At 38.1% G+C, this 15,248-nt stretch carries 11 protein-coding genes; 2 read left to right on the top strand and 9 right to left on the bottom strand.

Features of this window, described 5'->3' with window-relative positions; all coding sequences use genetic code 11:
• Positions 1–118: 118 nt before the first annotated feature.
• Positions 119–553, bottom strand: coding sequence for a nuclear transport factor 2 family protein (locus N824_RS07955; RefSeq protein ID WP_161662274.1), 435 nt, complete (start codon positions 551–553; stop codon positions 119–121).
• A gap of 70 nt (positions 554–623) precedes the next feature.
• On the bottom strand, positions 624–1,478 hold the full coding sequence (locus N824_RS07950) for a helix-turn-helix transcriptional regulator (RefSeq protein ID WP_048904566.1): 855 nt from the start codon (positions 1,476–1,478) through the stop codon (positions 624–626).
• Between the two features lie 207 nt (positions 1,479–1,685).
• Here N824_RS07950 and N824_RS07945 point away from each other — a divergent pair, with 207 nt between their 5' ends.
• The gene (locus tag N824_RS07945; protein WP_235207025.1) at positions 1,686–4,571 is read left to right on the top strand and encodes a two-component regulator propeller domain-containing protein; all 2,886 of its coding nucleotides are present in this window, start codon (positions 1,686–1,688) and stop codon (positions 4,569–4,571) included.
• Complete coding sequence (locus N824_RS07940; RefSeq protein ID WP_048904565.1) at positions 4,564–5,196, top strand: response regulator transcription factor; 633 nt, start codon at positions 4,564–4,566, stop codon at positions 5,194–5,196. Before N824_RS07945 ends, N824_RS07940 begins: the two co-directional genes overlap by 8 nt.
• A gap of 2 nt (positions 5,197–5,198) precedes the next feature.
• Here N824_RS07940 and N824_RS07935 read toward each other — a convergent pair whose 3' ends face one another.
• The 7 genes from N824_RS07935 to N824_RS07900 all read right to left on the bottom strand — a co-directional run bounded on the left by N824_RS07935 (position 5,199) and on the right by N824_RS07900 (position 15,192).
• A complete protein-coding gene (locus N824_RS07935) occupies positions 5,199–5,810 on the bottom strand; it encodes a hypothetical protein (RefSeq protein ID WP_235207024.1) in 612 nt (203 codons plus the stop codon).
• A 52-nt stretch (positions 5,811–5,862) separates the two neighbouring features.
• The gene (locus N824_RS07930; protein WP_048904564.1) at positions 5,863–7,770 is read right to left on the bottom strand and encodes a beta-N-acetylhexosaminidase; all 1,908 of its coding nucleotides are present in this window, start codon (positions 7,768–7,770) and stop codon (positions 5,863–5,865) included.
• A 118-nt stretch (positions 7,771–7,888) separates the two neighbouring features.
• A complete protein-coding gene (trxB, locus tag N824_RS07925; protein ID WP_048904563.1) occupies positions 7,889–8,851 on the bottom strand; it encodes a thioredoxin-disulfide reductase in 963 nt (320 codons plus the stop codon).
• 106 nt (positions 8,852–8,957) lie between these two features.
• Positions 8,958–10,586 (bottom strand): acyl-CoA carboxylase subunit beta, encoded by a 1,629-nt coding sequence (locus N824_RS07920; protein ID WP_048904562.1) that lies wholly within the window; start codon positions 10,584–10,586, stop codon positions 8,958–8,960.
• Between the two features lie 467 nt (positions 10,587–11,053).
• Positions 11,054–12,304 (bottom strand): beta-ketoacyl-ACP synthase II, encoded by a 1,251-nt coding sequence (fabF, locus tag N824_RS07910; protein ID WP_048904560.1) that lies wholly within the window; start codon positions 12,302–12,304, stop codon positions 11,054–11,056.
• 138 nt (positions 12,305–12,442) lie between these two features.
• Positions 12,443–13,786, bottom strand: a complete 1,344-nt coding sequence (locus tag N824_RS07905; protein ID WP_048904559.1) for a hypothetical protein — start codon at positions 13,784–13,786, stop codon at positions 12,443–12,445.
• Between the two features lie 302 nt (positions 13,787–14,088).
• Positions 14,089–15,192 carry a cellulase family glycosylhydrolase gene (locus tag N824_RS07900; RefSeq protein ID WP_084498230.1) on the bottom strand — a complete coding sequence of 368 codons (1,104 nt, stop codon included), beginning with the start codon at positions 15,190–15,192 and terminating at the stop codon, positions 14,089–14,091.
• Positions 15,193–15,248: the final 56 nt, after the last annotated feature.

The raw sequence follows: 15,248 nt of genomic DNA, 5'->3' as shown, positions 1-15,248 counted from the left end.
GATGACTTCTATTATTAACTAACCCAAATTTAAATTTATCCAAACTTATTGCTGGGCTTCCTGGTTCAAATATAGGTTTAGGGCTTAACTATGAATAAGCGAAACTCACCAATTCTTTTTATCCGTTAAATCTGTGGATCTGGCTTATTTTCCATATGCCGTTTTGATCTTTTACAACAGTTACATAGTTCTCTTGGGTAAACAACGGATATTTAAAATCCACTCTTACCATTACTACGCAATCACTAGTAGATAAGATCTCAAAATTAGAGGTACAGTTTAGCGTAATGTCGCCTCTTTTTTTATAAAAATCTACCAGATCCCTTTTGTTTTGTTCTACAATTTTACCTTGCCTGGTTATTTTTAGCACAGCCTCATTACCCATCACCTGATTGAGTAATGCTGCATTACAGTGAACATTTGCATCTATGTAAGCTTCTATTACAGAGTTTGATTTTAAATTTACACTTGCCGCTGGTTTATCTGTATCAGCGGATGCAACAGTGAAGGAGATACCCAGTATCGCCATACACAACAGGATTTTTCTTTTCATAACCATTTTTTTAATTTTTTTTAAACTAAACACATATCGTGTACTCTAAAAGCATCGTATACGGTACAGATTACCTGTACTGGCCGGGAGTAACGTTAAAGGAACTTCTAAATAACCTGATAAAGGAACTTGGGCATTCAAAGCCCACCATATCTACAATCTCACTAACCGGATAGTCTGTATTTCTTAAGTAGTACTTGGCTTGCTGAAGTCTGAATGTTGTTAAAAACTGGTGCGGCGACTGCTGATAAGCTTGTTTAAAAGTTCTGAGTAAATGGTTTATCGACAAACAAGCCATTTGTGCAATATCATCCAGTCGGATGTTCTTATTGTAATTGCTAATGATATAATCCTTAGCCATAGACAGGCGTCTTAATATTTCGGATTTGGTTACATGACTAAGAAACTTTAACGATGCAGTTCTGCTGACAACTTCAATGTTGTATATGCCGTAATAATTTAACAAGCAATTATGCAAGCAGTCATTCAAGAGCAGCTGATCAGTTGTATTGCTATTGAGAAGTGCTCCAAGATTTAACAGATTGTCTTTTAGTGCACCATGCAAAGGATAAATAGATTCTACAAAAACCGGGTTCTCATATTTATAATCAAATGGGTTATCCAGCAAAACAGCGTGATTTTTTCTCGAATATTCGAAATCCTGAACGAAACGGGGATCAAAGAAAACAGAAAGCGCATTTACCGGTATTGCTGAATCAATTCTGCTGGAATAGTTGGTATGGCTATTTAAAAATATAAAGTTTTCTGGATGCAGCCGCAGCTCCCTTTTGCCTAATTTATAGTCGGCAGCGCCGTTAAATACCATGTTAATTGAATACTTTCCTGTTAAGCCAGTGAAGCTGCTGGCACAAGAATTTTGATTTATAATTTCATTATTACCAACAAATATTCTAGTAGTACTCATCACAATTAAATTAGCGTGTTTAACTCAAATCAGTCAACTTCAATGTCCAAAGTTTCTAATCAAAATTAAACCGGGATATCGTGTTTCTTTTCACCCCTGAAGGGGTATTTTGAGGTAAATGAAAAAAATACCCCTTCAGGGGTGATTTTTTAATTGTATATTGATAAATATATTTACAATCGGATTAACCTTGTATTTCCGTATCAAGTGGGCAAAAAGATATCGTTACTTTTTCTCATCCTTTTCAGCTATTGTCTCGATGGTTTTTCCCAGCGGTATAACTTTGAACAATATGATATAGAGGATGGTCTAACGCAATCGCAGGTAACTGCTATTACGCAGGACAACAAGCGTCGCTTGTGGATTTCGACCCTTGGAGGGCTCAGCTGTTTTAATGGCAAACAGTTTACCGATTACACCAAGACACGTGGTCTAAGCAGCAACTTCATTCTTGCACTGGCAGCAGGAAAAAATGAGGAAATATGGATAGGATCTGCCAAAGGTTTATCAAAATACGATGGCAAGAGTTTCAGCAATTCGGCGGATACAAAAAAATGGGTTGGTGCACTGGCTACCGATAAAGATGGAACTACCTATTGCATAAAAGCCAAACGTTTATACAACGCCAGCAAAGATGGGCTAATAACCATTTCAAATGATACCACAGAAATAGTTACTGCTCTTAAAACAGACTATTCAGGTAAAATATGGGTAGCCGTTCATGGCAAAGGATTATATCATCTTGAAAGGGGTAAGTGGATACTATGGCCATTAGATGAAAAAATAAAAACCCTGGTAGTTACTAATATTTTAGTAGACAAGCTTAACAAAGGAAAGGTATGGTTTTTAACGCCCGAAGGGATCTATATTGCCCAGAACCATACCATTAATAAAGTCTATAACGAAATTACAAGTAAATGCAATACCATAGCTCAGGATGGCAAAGGATCAATATGGATAGGTACAAATAAGGGTGCCTACTACATTACCTCTGCCAGCATCATCCATTTCAACTCCAAAAATGGATTTACAGATAATGTTGTTAATGAGATATTTAAAGACATAGAGAACAACATCTGGCTTGGCACAGATGGTTCAGGCTTATTCAGATTTACCAATAACAGCTACGTAACATTTGATGAAACACAAGGAATAGAAAGCCGAATTGTAATGGCCATTGCCAAAGGTCCTAATCCCGGATCAATATGGTTAGGCTCATATGGTGGCTTGTATGAATACAAACAGAATCAAAAGATAATAAGCGTTAAAATACCCTCTCAAAATCCAGATTCCTACCGCATTAATTTCTTATATAACGACCGCAAAAATAATCTTTGGTTAGGCACACCCGGTGGTGGCCTCTGGAGGCATAACGGGCAGCGCTTGGAGCGTATGGATACGGAAAACGAGCATATAGCGTACAATGCAATGATCGAGGATAGTGGTGGTACCATATGGCTATCAACTAATCACGGATGCTTAACCTTTGATGTGAACACCAGAAAACTCACTGGAATTACCCAACAGTTTGGTGGTGGATTAATGGAACTGGGGCGCGATTCAGTAATTTTAGGCACCCAGGATGGAGCACGGTTAATTGTAAATAAGAAAACAGTTACTCCGTTAAAGATTAAGGGCTTATCTGGCTCAAACATACTTTGCATGCTTAAATATAAGGATTATGTGCTTTTCGGGACCGCAGATTATGGCTTGGTGATCTGGAATATTAAAACCGGGGCAACAAAATTTTTAAACACAAAGTCTGGCATTGCATCTGATCATATCTATAGCTTATTAGAAGACAAAAAGGGAACAATATGGGTTGGAACCGGAAGAGGTATTGATAGGATTGACCCAAAAAACTTTACAATTATACCGCCACAAAGTGAGGATGAACTCCTGGTAGAATGCAATCAGAATGCCATACTCCAACACGACAACAATGTATGGATTGGCACAACTAGAGGTGTTATTGTTTATGGAGTAAATCCTAGTTCAGAAAAAAAAGTAAACCCCTACATCTACATCAATTCAGTAAACGTAACGCCAAACTACAAGCCTGAATATGTTGATGGTGTGCTTACGCTACCGTATAACCACAATCACATCAATATCAGCTATACTGGAATTTATCTGAAAAATCCTGACGCCGTTATGTACAGGTGCCGACTAATTGGATTAGATAATAAATTCAGTCTGCCAAGCAGTAATTCGTCCATGAATTTCACTGCTATCCCTCCCGGAAAATACACTTTCGAAGTGAAAGTGATTACCAAAGACGGGCTTTTTTCGGTTAATACCGCCTCAGTTGCATTTGAAATACTGCCAGCATACTACCAAACACCTCTCTTTAAGTTCTTTGTAGTGATACTTATTATCCTGCTGATATTGTTTATAGTATACATTATCCTGATGCTGAATGAGCGTAGGCGCAAGTTAAGACTAAAAATAAAGCTGGAGGAACAATTTAAGATCAGAAAACAAACTGCAGAAGATTTTCACGATGACCTGGGCAACAAGCTAACCAGAATAACAGTTCTTTCGGAAGTATTGGGGAGCATGATCGATAAAGATGATACCGAAAAAAGAAATATCTTAAAAAAGATCCGTTGCAATGTTGATGAACTGTACAATGGAACTAAAGATATATTATGGTCGTTAAATCCAAAAAATGATTCCTTAGATCAGGTATTAAACCACATTAAAGATTTCGGTCAGGAAATGGTTAACGAAACCCCTATTCTCTTTAAATTTGATATTGATCTCAATAATAAATACACCAAATTATCATTAGATATGAGCAGAAACATATTGATGATTTTTAAGGAGTCGATACATAACTCGCTGAAACATGCCAAAGCTAAGGTGATAAATTTTGAGGCCAAATTAAACAACGGTATGCTGTTGATCACCCTTCAGGACGATGGAATCGGCTTTGATGTAGCACATGCTAAAGACGGACACGGCATGAATAACATGTATGTAAGGGCTAAAAGAATAAATGCCGATTTAAAGATCATTTCTAATGACAATGGTACCAGTGTATTGTTACTTGTTAATTTTTCGACCTTAAAACATTTTAAAGATGCCTAATCAGGAAGCCGCAAGAATTGTAATTATTGAAGATGATAAAACCATCAGAGAAGGCTACCACTACCTGATAGACAATACCTCTCCATATACCGTGGTAAATGCTTATCCTTCATTTGATGTTGCAAAGCCTAAAATTGCAAAAGACAACCCGGATGTGATCATATTGGATATACAGCTGCCTGGTACAAGCGGCATTGAAGCTTTACCCCAGCTAAAAAAGATGCTGCCTAATGTTTACATCATTATGCTTACCGTATATGAAACCGAAAAAATAATACTGGACGCATTGGCAAATGGTGCTTCGGGCTATTTCACCAAGAATACGCCTTCATCAAAAATAATTGACGCAATTAAAGAGGTAATGCACGGCGGCGGCCCCATGAGCCCCGATGTTTCAAAGAAAGTAATTATGTCTCTCCAAAAAAACCAGCACTCGCCGCTTACCAAAAGAGAAACGCAGATATTGGAATTAATTGCTGAGGGAAAAGATCGTGGCCAGATCGCCACTCAATTGTTTATAGACGTAGAAACGGTTAAAACTCATGTAAAGAACATTTACATTAAATTAGACGTCAACTCGAAAGCTGACGCCATAAATGTGGCAAGAACCAATAAGCTGATATAAGCCTATTCACTCTCTATTTCAGATATAGAGAAGCTATTACCGCTAAGTCTATATTGTAATGTTTTTAAAGTACCATCCTTTTGAGTAGTATCTTTTGAATTTACGATAGGATAAGTGCGGAATAGGTCGCCATTCTTGATCACGAATTTATCATTACCTGCATAGGTTTTTTTAGCTCTATCGCTTAATGCCGGGAAAGTGATCTTGTTAAAATTGCCATCCGAATATTCGAAAACGTTAAGATCCAGAACATTCTTCTTGCTTAATAGCTCGATGTAAATTTCCGGATTGCCATCGTTATCTAAATCCATGTTCCATGCGTCAGTTATAATGCCAGTACGTTCATTAGAAAACGATTTGTAATTGCTTTTAAGCGAATCGGACATCAGTATCAGGTAACCACCTACACTATCAACCCCTTTACCCCAGCTTACTACCTCAAAATTGATACCTGGTCTTATTGCTATATCCTTGTAAAAAACAAACTGACCTTTTTGCTTAGCCGCAACAGGTTCACTCTGTTTTACATCTGTATCCTTCTTAGAAGAGTCGCTGCAGGAAGCCAATAAAAGCAGCCCCGCAAATAGAAGAGGCTGCTTTATTAAGTATTTCATCAATTTCATCATTTACTTTTTAATGTAAATACAATTTATACAATGCAAACTACTATTTAGTTTTTACATCCGAAGCACCATTGTTCAAAATTGTTTCTGTAACAACACTGCGTTTACCACTTGGAGTAATTACAATAGTTTTTAAAACACGTTTTTCTCCCTTAGGAACAATCACTTTAACAGGGCTGTTAACTAAGGTAGCGGTTTCAGAAGGACGCGTAAGATCTAAAGTATAAAATACTTTTGAACCTGGTATTGGTGCTTTCAAATCAAGACTAAACTCTTCACCATTCACTACCTTCTCGGTTGTTAAGCCAAGCGGAGTTGGAACCCAGTAGTTGGTATTGGTTTTATCTAATCTGGCCAAATGCACAGGAATGCGTTCTTCAGAGAAGTTTTTAAAGTCCTTACGATCAAGCTTGCTCCAGGCAATCTCTGATAATGAGAACATTCTTGGTAAAATCATATACTCCACTTTTTCAGGAGTTTGAATATACTCAGTCCACAGGTTAGCCTGTACACCTACAATATGTTTCTGCTGATCAGCAGTTAATTCTTTTGGCATTGGATCGTAAGCATATGCTAAAGAATAAGGTGCTAAACCACCAATATTTGTTGGCTCATCAACAGAATTAGATTGTTTATGATCAAAGTAAAGTCCAATAGGTCCGCCTGGGGTCATGATCACATCATGGTTTTGTTTTGCCGCAGCAATACCACCTTCTGTGCCTCTCCACGACATTACGGTAGCGTTAGGTGCTAAACCTCCTTCAAGAATCTCATCCCATCCAATTATAGAACGGCCTTTTGCATTGATGTGTTTTTCAATTCTCTGGATAAAATAGCTTTGTAACTCGTGTTCATCTTTTAACCCAAGTTTTTTGATTAAGTTCTGGCAAAACTCACTTTCTTTCCAGTATTCTTTAGGGCTCTCATCACCACCGATATGAATGTATTTAGAAGGGAAAATCGCGATTACCTCATCCAAAACATCTTCTAAAAATTTAAAGGTATTGTCGCTAGGAACAAATACATCATCAAATACACCCCATTGTTGTTGCACTTGCTTTCCTTTTCTGGAACCAGACCAAGGTGTTTTCGCATCAACAAAAGTATCTCTGTTAGGGAATGAACTTAATTCCGGATAAGCCGCAATTGCTGCTGAAGCATGGCCCGGAAGTTCAATCTCAGGAATTACGTTAATAAATCTTGCTGCTGCATAAGCAACAACCTCTTTAGCCTCTTGCTGAGTATAAAAACCTTTGTACTCTTTGTTATCTGTACCTACTCCAGGGTGGTGACCAATAATGGTACCGCTTCTGGTTGCACCAACTGTGGTTAGTTTAGGGTATTTCTTGATCTCAATTCTCCACCCCTGATCTTCGGTTAAATGCCAGTGGAAATTATTTAATTTATATTGAGACATTAAATCGATATACTTCTTGATAAAAGCTACCGGGAACATATGGCGCCCAACATCAAGGTGCATTCCTCTGTATTTAAAACGAGGATAATCGTTAATCTCTGCTGCACTTATCGTTAACTCATTATTTTTCTTTTCAGGCATCAACTGGATCATAGATTGAACTGCATAGAACAATCCTGCATCTTTACCCGTTACCGTGATTTTTTTATCAGTAATATCAATCGTATAACCTTCTGCAGGTAATTTCTCAGCGCCTGCCGAGGTCAATACAATTGCTCTTTCATTTGCTTTTAAAGCATTTGTTTCTCTAAGCGCAAATCCTGCCTTCGTGGTAATAGAAGCGTTTAGCAAATCGGCCATCTTTGCATTAGCTGCATCTGCAGACAACAATACAACAGTTTTGTCCAGTTTAAAGGCTCCGCTTTTCTTTATTACAGATACGGGTGCAGGAATAATGCCCATATTGGCATCTGTTTGTGCAAATGCACCCACAGACATAAATGCCACGAGAGCAACTGATAATAATCTTTTCATGTGTTAGGTTAAATAATTTATTTTAAATCAAGCCCCAAGATAAAAAAATCTTAGAGAAAGATGGGCAAAAAAAAGGCAGAACCATGCGATTCTGCCCATATTTTCATTAAAATGTTACTTACAACACTTCTTTTACTTCATGCTCTTTTGCCGCCAGATAACGCTCTGCATCTAAAGCAGCCATACAACCAGAACCCGCAGCTGTAACCGCCTGGCGATAGTAATGATCCTGAACATCTCCACTGGCAAAAACACCTTCTATGTTGGTTTTCGAAGTTCCAGGGATTGTTTTTAAATAACCTGTTTCATCCATATCCAACCATCCTTTAAAGATATCGGTATTTGGTTTATGGCCAATAGCTACAAAGAAACCTTCAACCGGCAAATCAGTTTCTGCACCAGATTGGTTGTTTACTATTCTTACCGCAGTAACATTTTTACCGTTACCCAGAATTTCTTTGGTTTCAGAGTTATAAATCACTTCAATATTTGGCGTATTTAATACCCTGTGTACCATAGCTTTTGAAGCTCTGAACTCATCTCTGCGCACAATCATATATACTTTTTTACAAAGCTTTGCAAGGTAAGTAGCCTCTTCAGCAGCAGTATCACCAGCACCAACTATAGCCACGTCCTGTCCTTTAAAGAAAAAGCCGTCGCATACCGCACATGCAGATACACCAAAACCATTATATTGTTGTTCACTAGGTAAACCAAGCCATTTAGCTGTGGCACCTGTGGAGATAATTACAGTATCAGCTGTGATGGTTTTAATCTCATCAACAACTACCTTATGAGGCAAAGATGAAAAGTCTACAGAACTTACATATCCAAAACGGATATCAGTTCCAAAACGTTCTGCCTGTTTACGGAAATCTTCCATCATCTCAGGCCCCATAATGCCACCTGGGTAACCTGGGAAATTATCAACATCAGTAGTCTGCGTTAATTGACCACCAGGTTCCATACCGGTATACATAACCGGCTTAAGATCAGCACGGGCCGCATAAATTGCAGCAGTATATCCTGCCGGACCTGAACCTATAATTAAACATTGAACGTGTTCTATTTCTTCTGACATATATGTTTCTTTCTTATTAAAGTACAAAATTACGCTTTATCCCGCTATCCGTCAAACGCTGGCACACAACAAAGGCAACATTGTGATTTCCAGATTATAATTCCGCCTAGGTCTGGATAACACCTACGTTAAACTGCTTTTTTATAGGCGATTGATTGGCCGCTTCTATACCTATAGAAATTACTTTTCTAGTCTCTGAAGGGTCAATAATACCATCAACCCATAACCTTGCCGCAGCATAATAAGGAGTAGTTTGACTGTTATACCTATCGGTGATTTCTTTTAACAATTCTTCTTCTTTTTCAGGCGTAATCAACTCTCCTTTTGCTTTTAGCGACGCTTCCTGAATCTGCAGCAATACTTTAGCAGCCTGCGAGCCACCCATAACTGCAATTTTAGCACTTGGCCAGGCATAAATCAATCGCGGATCATATGCTTTACCGCACATCGCATAATTACCGGCACCATAAGAGTTTCCTATTACAATGGTAAACTTAGGCACAACTGAGTTCGCAACCGCGTTTACCATTTTTGCACCATCTTTAATGATGCCTCCATGCTCAGATCTGCTGCCTACCATAAAGCCTGTTACATCCTGTAAAAACACCAAAGGGATTTTTTTCTGATTGCAGTTCATGATAAACCGTGTTGCCTTATCGGCACTATCCGAATAAATTACCCCTCCGAACTGCATCTCCCCTTTTTTAGATTTAACAACTTTTCGCTGGTTGGCAACTATACCAACTGCCCATCCATCAATACGCCCTAATCCGCAGATGATGCTCTGTCCATACAATTTCTTATATTCTTCAAATTCAGAGTTATCTACCAAACGATGAACTACCTCGAGCATATCATAAGGTTTTTCTCTGTTTTCTGGCAGTATCCCGTAAATTTGTTCCGGATCGAGTTTAGGTAAAGCGGGCTTAATCCTATCAAATCCGGCTACCTGAGGTGCACCCAGCATGCTCATGATGTTACGAATGCTATCTAAACAAGCCTGATCATTAGGATGCTTATAGTCGGTAACGCCTGATATTTCGCAATGGGTAGTAGCCCCACCCAGGGTTTCATTATCTACGTCTTCGCCAATTGCTGATTTAACAAGATAAGACCCTGCCAGGAACACAGAACCTGTACCATCAACAATCATTGCTTCATCGCTCATGATTGGCAAATAAGCACCACCAGCTACACAAGAGCCCATTATTGCCGAAATCTGTACAATCCCATCGGCCGACATGATGGCGTTGTTTCTAAACATTCGTCCGAAATGTTCCTTATCAGGAAAAATCTCATCCTGCATAGGTAAATAAACACCTGCACTATCAACCAGATAGATTACCGGCAGTCTGTTTTCCATTGCAATTTCCTGCGCCCTAAGATTTTTCTTAGCAGTCAGAGGAAACCAGGCACCTGCTTTTACGGTCGCGTCGTTGGCTACAATCATACATTGCCTGCCCGATACATATCCGATACCGCAAACCACACCGGCCGATGGACAACCACCCTGCTCAGCATACATTTCATCTGCAGCAAAAGCTCCAATTTCCAGAAACTGGCTCTCTTTATCTATTAGGTAAGAGATCCGTTCTCTTGCCAATAATTTACCCTTGTCCTTTTGTTTAGCCGCGTTCTTCTCTCCCCCACCTTTATATATCTTTTTGAGCCGTGTTTTTAAGTCATAAACTGACTGTTTATTAACGTCTTCATTCTTATTGAATTCTATGTTCATACAGGCAAGTTAAATCTTTATTTTTAGGAGAACAAAAGTCCAATTCGGGCTTTGGTACAGAGTTAACAGTTTAACATCCATTTCCAAGCTGGCATTATTAGAATATGTACACCGTGTTAAACGCTCATCTTCAAAATTGAAATAGATAATCTGTCCTGGCGATACACCGCGGGTTTTCTTTAATTCTTCAATGGCTAACTGCATTGCTCAAGTTTTACCTACACGCCGGGGACCAATGATAGCTTGTATTTTTTCAAGGTCCAATGATATACCTGTGTTGCGCGACCTAAGCCCTTTAGAAAGGTTTCTTTCTTGGTTTTGAATTAATACCTCTTTTAAGGTCTCTTTCATAATACACAAAACTATCTTCATAAAAAAGACAATTTTAACAATAATCGTCTTTACAAGAAAGACGATTATTGTTAAGTTGGAAATACCACGCTACGTAAAAGACAATTAATTATTTACTATGCCTCATAATTTTTAAACACAGAAGTTGCAGTGTGACCACCGAAACCAAATGTGTTGTTCAGTACGTAATTAACAGGCTGGTGAATAGATTTACCTAATACAATATTTAAACCTTCAGGAATTGCAGGATCAAGATTTTTAGTGTTGATAGTTCCCGGAATAATTCCGTCTCTGATGGCAAGAATACTGATTATACTTTCAATAGCACCTGCACCACCCAGCAAATGGCCGGTCATAGATTTGGTTGCACTAATTTTAACTGGCAAATCGCCAAATATTTTTTTAATTCCGTTCAATTCTCCAGAGTCTCCTAAACCTGTAGAAGTTGCATGGGCATTGATATAATCAATTTTATCAGGAGTTATTCCTGCGTCAGCAAGTGCCTTAGAAATACCTAAAGATGCACCTAAACCATCCGGTGGAGTACCTGTAAGGTGATAAGCATCAGCTGCCATACCGCCACCAACAATTTCCGCATAGATATGCGCACCTCTTTTTTGAGCATGCTCCAGTTCTTCTAAAATCAAAGCACCGGCACCCTCACCAATCACAAAACCATCTCTGTCTACATCAAACGGACGCGAAGCAGTTTCAGGATCATCGTTTCTTTTTGATAAAGCATGTGCTGAGTTAAAACCACCTACGGAAGATTCAGTAATACCAGCCTCAGAACCACCTGCTACCATAATGTTGGCCTTGCCTAAACGGATAGAATCAAAAGCGCTGATAATTGCAGTGTTAGAAGATGCGCAGGCCGAAACAGTAGCATAGTTTGGGCCATGAAGCTTATTGCGTATTGAAATTACACCAGCGGCAATATCAACAATCATTTTAGGGATAAAATACGGGCTAAATCTAGGCGTTCCATCACCAAGATGATACTCTTTCAATTGCTCTTCAAAAGTACCAATACCACCATTTCCAGATCCCCAAATCACCCCCACTTCATAGCGATCAATTTCAGGCATTGTTGTAAAGTCTAATCCTGAGTCTTTGATGGCCTGATCGCTGGCTGCAATAGCGAACTGAGTATACAAATCATATTTTTTGATTTCCTTTTTATCAATATAGGCTTCGGCATCAAAGTTTTTCACTTCAGCAGCAAAGTTGGTTTTGAATTTTGAGGTATCAAATTTTGTTATTTTAGCTGCGCCACTTTTACCGGCAACTATATTGTCCCAAAATTCTTTTACTGTATTTCCCACCGGGGTTACAGCACCTAAACCTGTTACTACTACTCTTTTCATATTCACTTCTATTTTATATTTAGCGGTGCGTTTGTTTAAACTCACCGAGTTATTTCGTTATTAATTGTTCCGGCACGGGCAATAACCACCTGATGCTTGCTTGCAAAATTACCATAAATACTTAAATCTGGCGGGCATTTATTTGTTACAATCTGTCATATTGTTCAATATTTCCATTATCCCCTCATTTTCAATTATCCACATGCCCATGCGTTCATCAGTTATACCTTCTTTCAGCTCATGAGTAAACATGGGTTTTCCATCTATTATTCTAGTTTCCAAAAACCGGAAATTAATATTACTGTTATCATTTAGCTCTTTAGCCACTTCAATAATATGTGTTGAAATAACAAAAAAACTCCCTCTGATCTGGCTAAACGCTGTTATGATGGAAAGTGAAGCATCGTAGGCATCTTTTACATTCGTTCCTCTAAACAGCTCATCAAATATAACCACCATATTCTTAGATGTGGTTACTTTTTGTGCAACTTGCTTTACCCTTAACACCTCATTATAAAAGTGGCTATATCCCTGATTCAAATTATCTGAAAGATTGATAGTAGTAATGAGGCCATCAAAAATGCTTGTCTCCATACTTTCTGCAGGAACAGGAAAGCCCAAATGGGCCAGATATATGGATATTGCAATAGATTTTAGCAAGGTCGATTTCCCTGCCATATTTACTCCTGTAATGAAACAAACATTTTTATCAGTACTGAAATCGATGTTGTTGGGTATTGGGTGCTTCACAAATAAATGAAATACCCCTTTTATGACAATGGATCTGTCCTTTGAAGAATTGAATACCGGAAATGACAAACCGTAAGTTCTTGCAGATTTTGCAACGGATAAATAGGCATCTAACGAATAACAAATTTCCAGAAGTTCCTTAATTTCTGTAACCTCTGAATTTCTGATTATAAAATCATATTTCTCTAAATCCAAAAGTTTAAAAGCGCCAGGTCTTAATTGATTATGGTGCTTAATGCCGGGCTGCCTGTCTATAATTCCATGAACTTTATTGTGGAGTAATTTTAGTAGTTCAGGAGCGTTCTCAATAACTAATTCGCTACAAAAATCATATAATAAATGGATCAGCTTTAATACTTCCTGAGCCCCGCGTTGTCTTAAATACTGTTGCTGACTGTTCTTAAAGAAAAATCTGGAAGTAATCCCTATAATATCTAAAGCTCTCGGCCGATTGGGTTTATCATTTTGACGGAAGTAAAATTCAATGAAATCAAGTGCTTCCTTATCGAAGGTTATAGTTTTATTATACTTCAACAGATATTGAATAAGATTTTTTCTCTCTTCAATTATCTGAATATCAGTTTGAGGATGATTAAAAAGGCTCCTTAACTTCTCTTTCCCTCCTATTGTTGAGCTGAAGTCGAAAAACGAGAAAATGCACTTTTCACTTGTGGCTTTTTCAAATATCTCCAGATCGTTTAAAGTTTGATTATCGATGTCAAATGGAACCATTTACAAAACATGTTGATTTTCATCAATGAACATACAATAATTTATGCTTTATAAGTGCATTTATTTGCTTTATAAGTGTATTTATTTTCTGATCAACAATGGTCCTTTTATCGAGCTCGGTATGGCCTGCGTTAACCCTGGCTCGAGACTGGTTTGGGGAAAAATGCGTGTTTTCCGAAGCAATCTGCTCCAAATCATTAATCTGCCTTGATTAAGCCCAACAAGAGGTAGCTTAAAGGTCGTCATCTCCTTTGGATAACCAAAGGGAATGACGACCATGGTAACTAAATTTTAATAAGCGCTTACTGTTTTCCAGTAAGCATTTTTATAGAATCGATCTCTGCTTTTTTATATGGGCTTCCGTCTTTTCTGAAAATATCATGAAACCATAGTTTAGGTTCTTTTCCATCAGGCATTGGGCTATCCCATGCATAAATAGTATTGGTTTTTCCTGCAACTAAGCCCCAATTGTAAGCACCAATATTTTCTTTTTTAAGGATAGGCATAATGTTACTGAATAAGCTGTTTCTCGATCTTGCCATATATTCAGTACAGATAAGTGGGCGTTTAGAAACACTTCTAAGTGTATCAATCCATTTTTGGTGATCCTTTACATCGCCATAATTATGATAAGTGGTTACATCAGAATTCTGAATCTGATAATCTGAAAGTTCTTTCAAATCTAATTTCCATACTCCTACAGAAAGTGGCTGACTAGGGTTAACCGTGCGACCCCATTCAAATACTTTTTTAAGCAAATCCATGCTTTTGTTTCCATAGTTTGAATTTCCAGGCTCATTATAAAGATCCCAAAGTACAATGCGTTTATCGTCTTTAAACGTTGTCAATACATCTTTAACATACGTTTCAAGCGTATCTACAAGCGTAGAGTCCTGATAATATAAATCTCCCGGGTCTCTTACCCAACCGGAATTGTGAATACCAATTTTTGGTTCCGGTTGTTTTCCGGTTTTAAAAGTTGGGTTCCAGCAATCATCAAATAGCACAAACAAGGTAGAGATGTGGTGCTTATCGGCGATATCCAGATACTGTTTTACCCTTCCTTTAAAGCCATCTTTATCTTGTTGCCAGGCAGCATGGTGCAGGTAAACACGCATTGAGTTCATTCCAATTCCTTCAGCATAACCTAATTCCTTATCAATAGTTGTCGGGTCAAAAGTTTCCTTTTGCCACATTTCTAATTGATTGATTGCAGTACTTGGTATAAAGTCGCTGCCTCTTAACCAGCCCCATTGCTCGTACCATTTGTTGGCCTGTTCTACAGTCCATATTTCTCTTGGCTTTTGTTCTGTTTGTGATGTTTGATCTGCAGGTTTTTGTACGCACGACTGAAACGTGAGCCCAAGCAAGCATAGTGCTAGATAATAGGTTCTTAGATTTCTCATTTTAAAAGGTTCTAGTTATAATTTAGTGATTTGTTCATTCTGTATGTTTATTAAAT

It is taken from the genome of Pedobacter sp. V48 (genome assembly GCF_000523515.1).
Taxonomy (GTDB): Bacteria; Bacteroidota; Bacteroidia; order Sphingobacteriales; family Sphingobacteriaceae; genus Pedobacter.
Note: the sequence above shows the minus strand (reverse complement) of the source record. Positions and strands in the feature narration are given on the sequence as shown.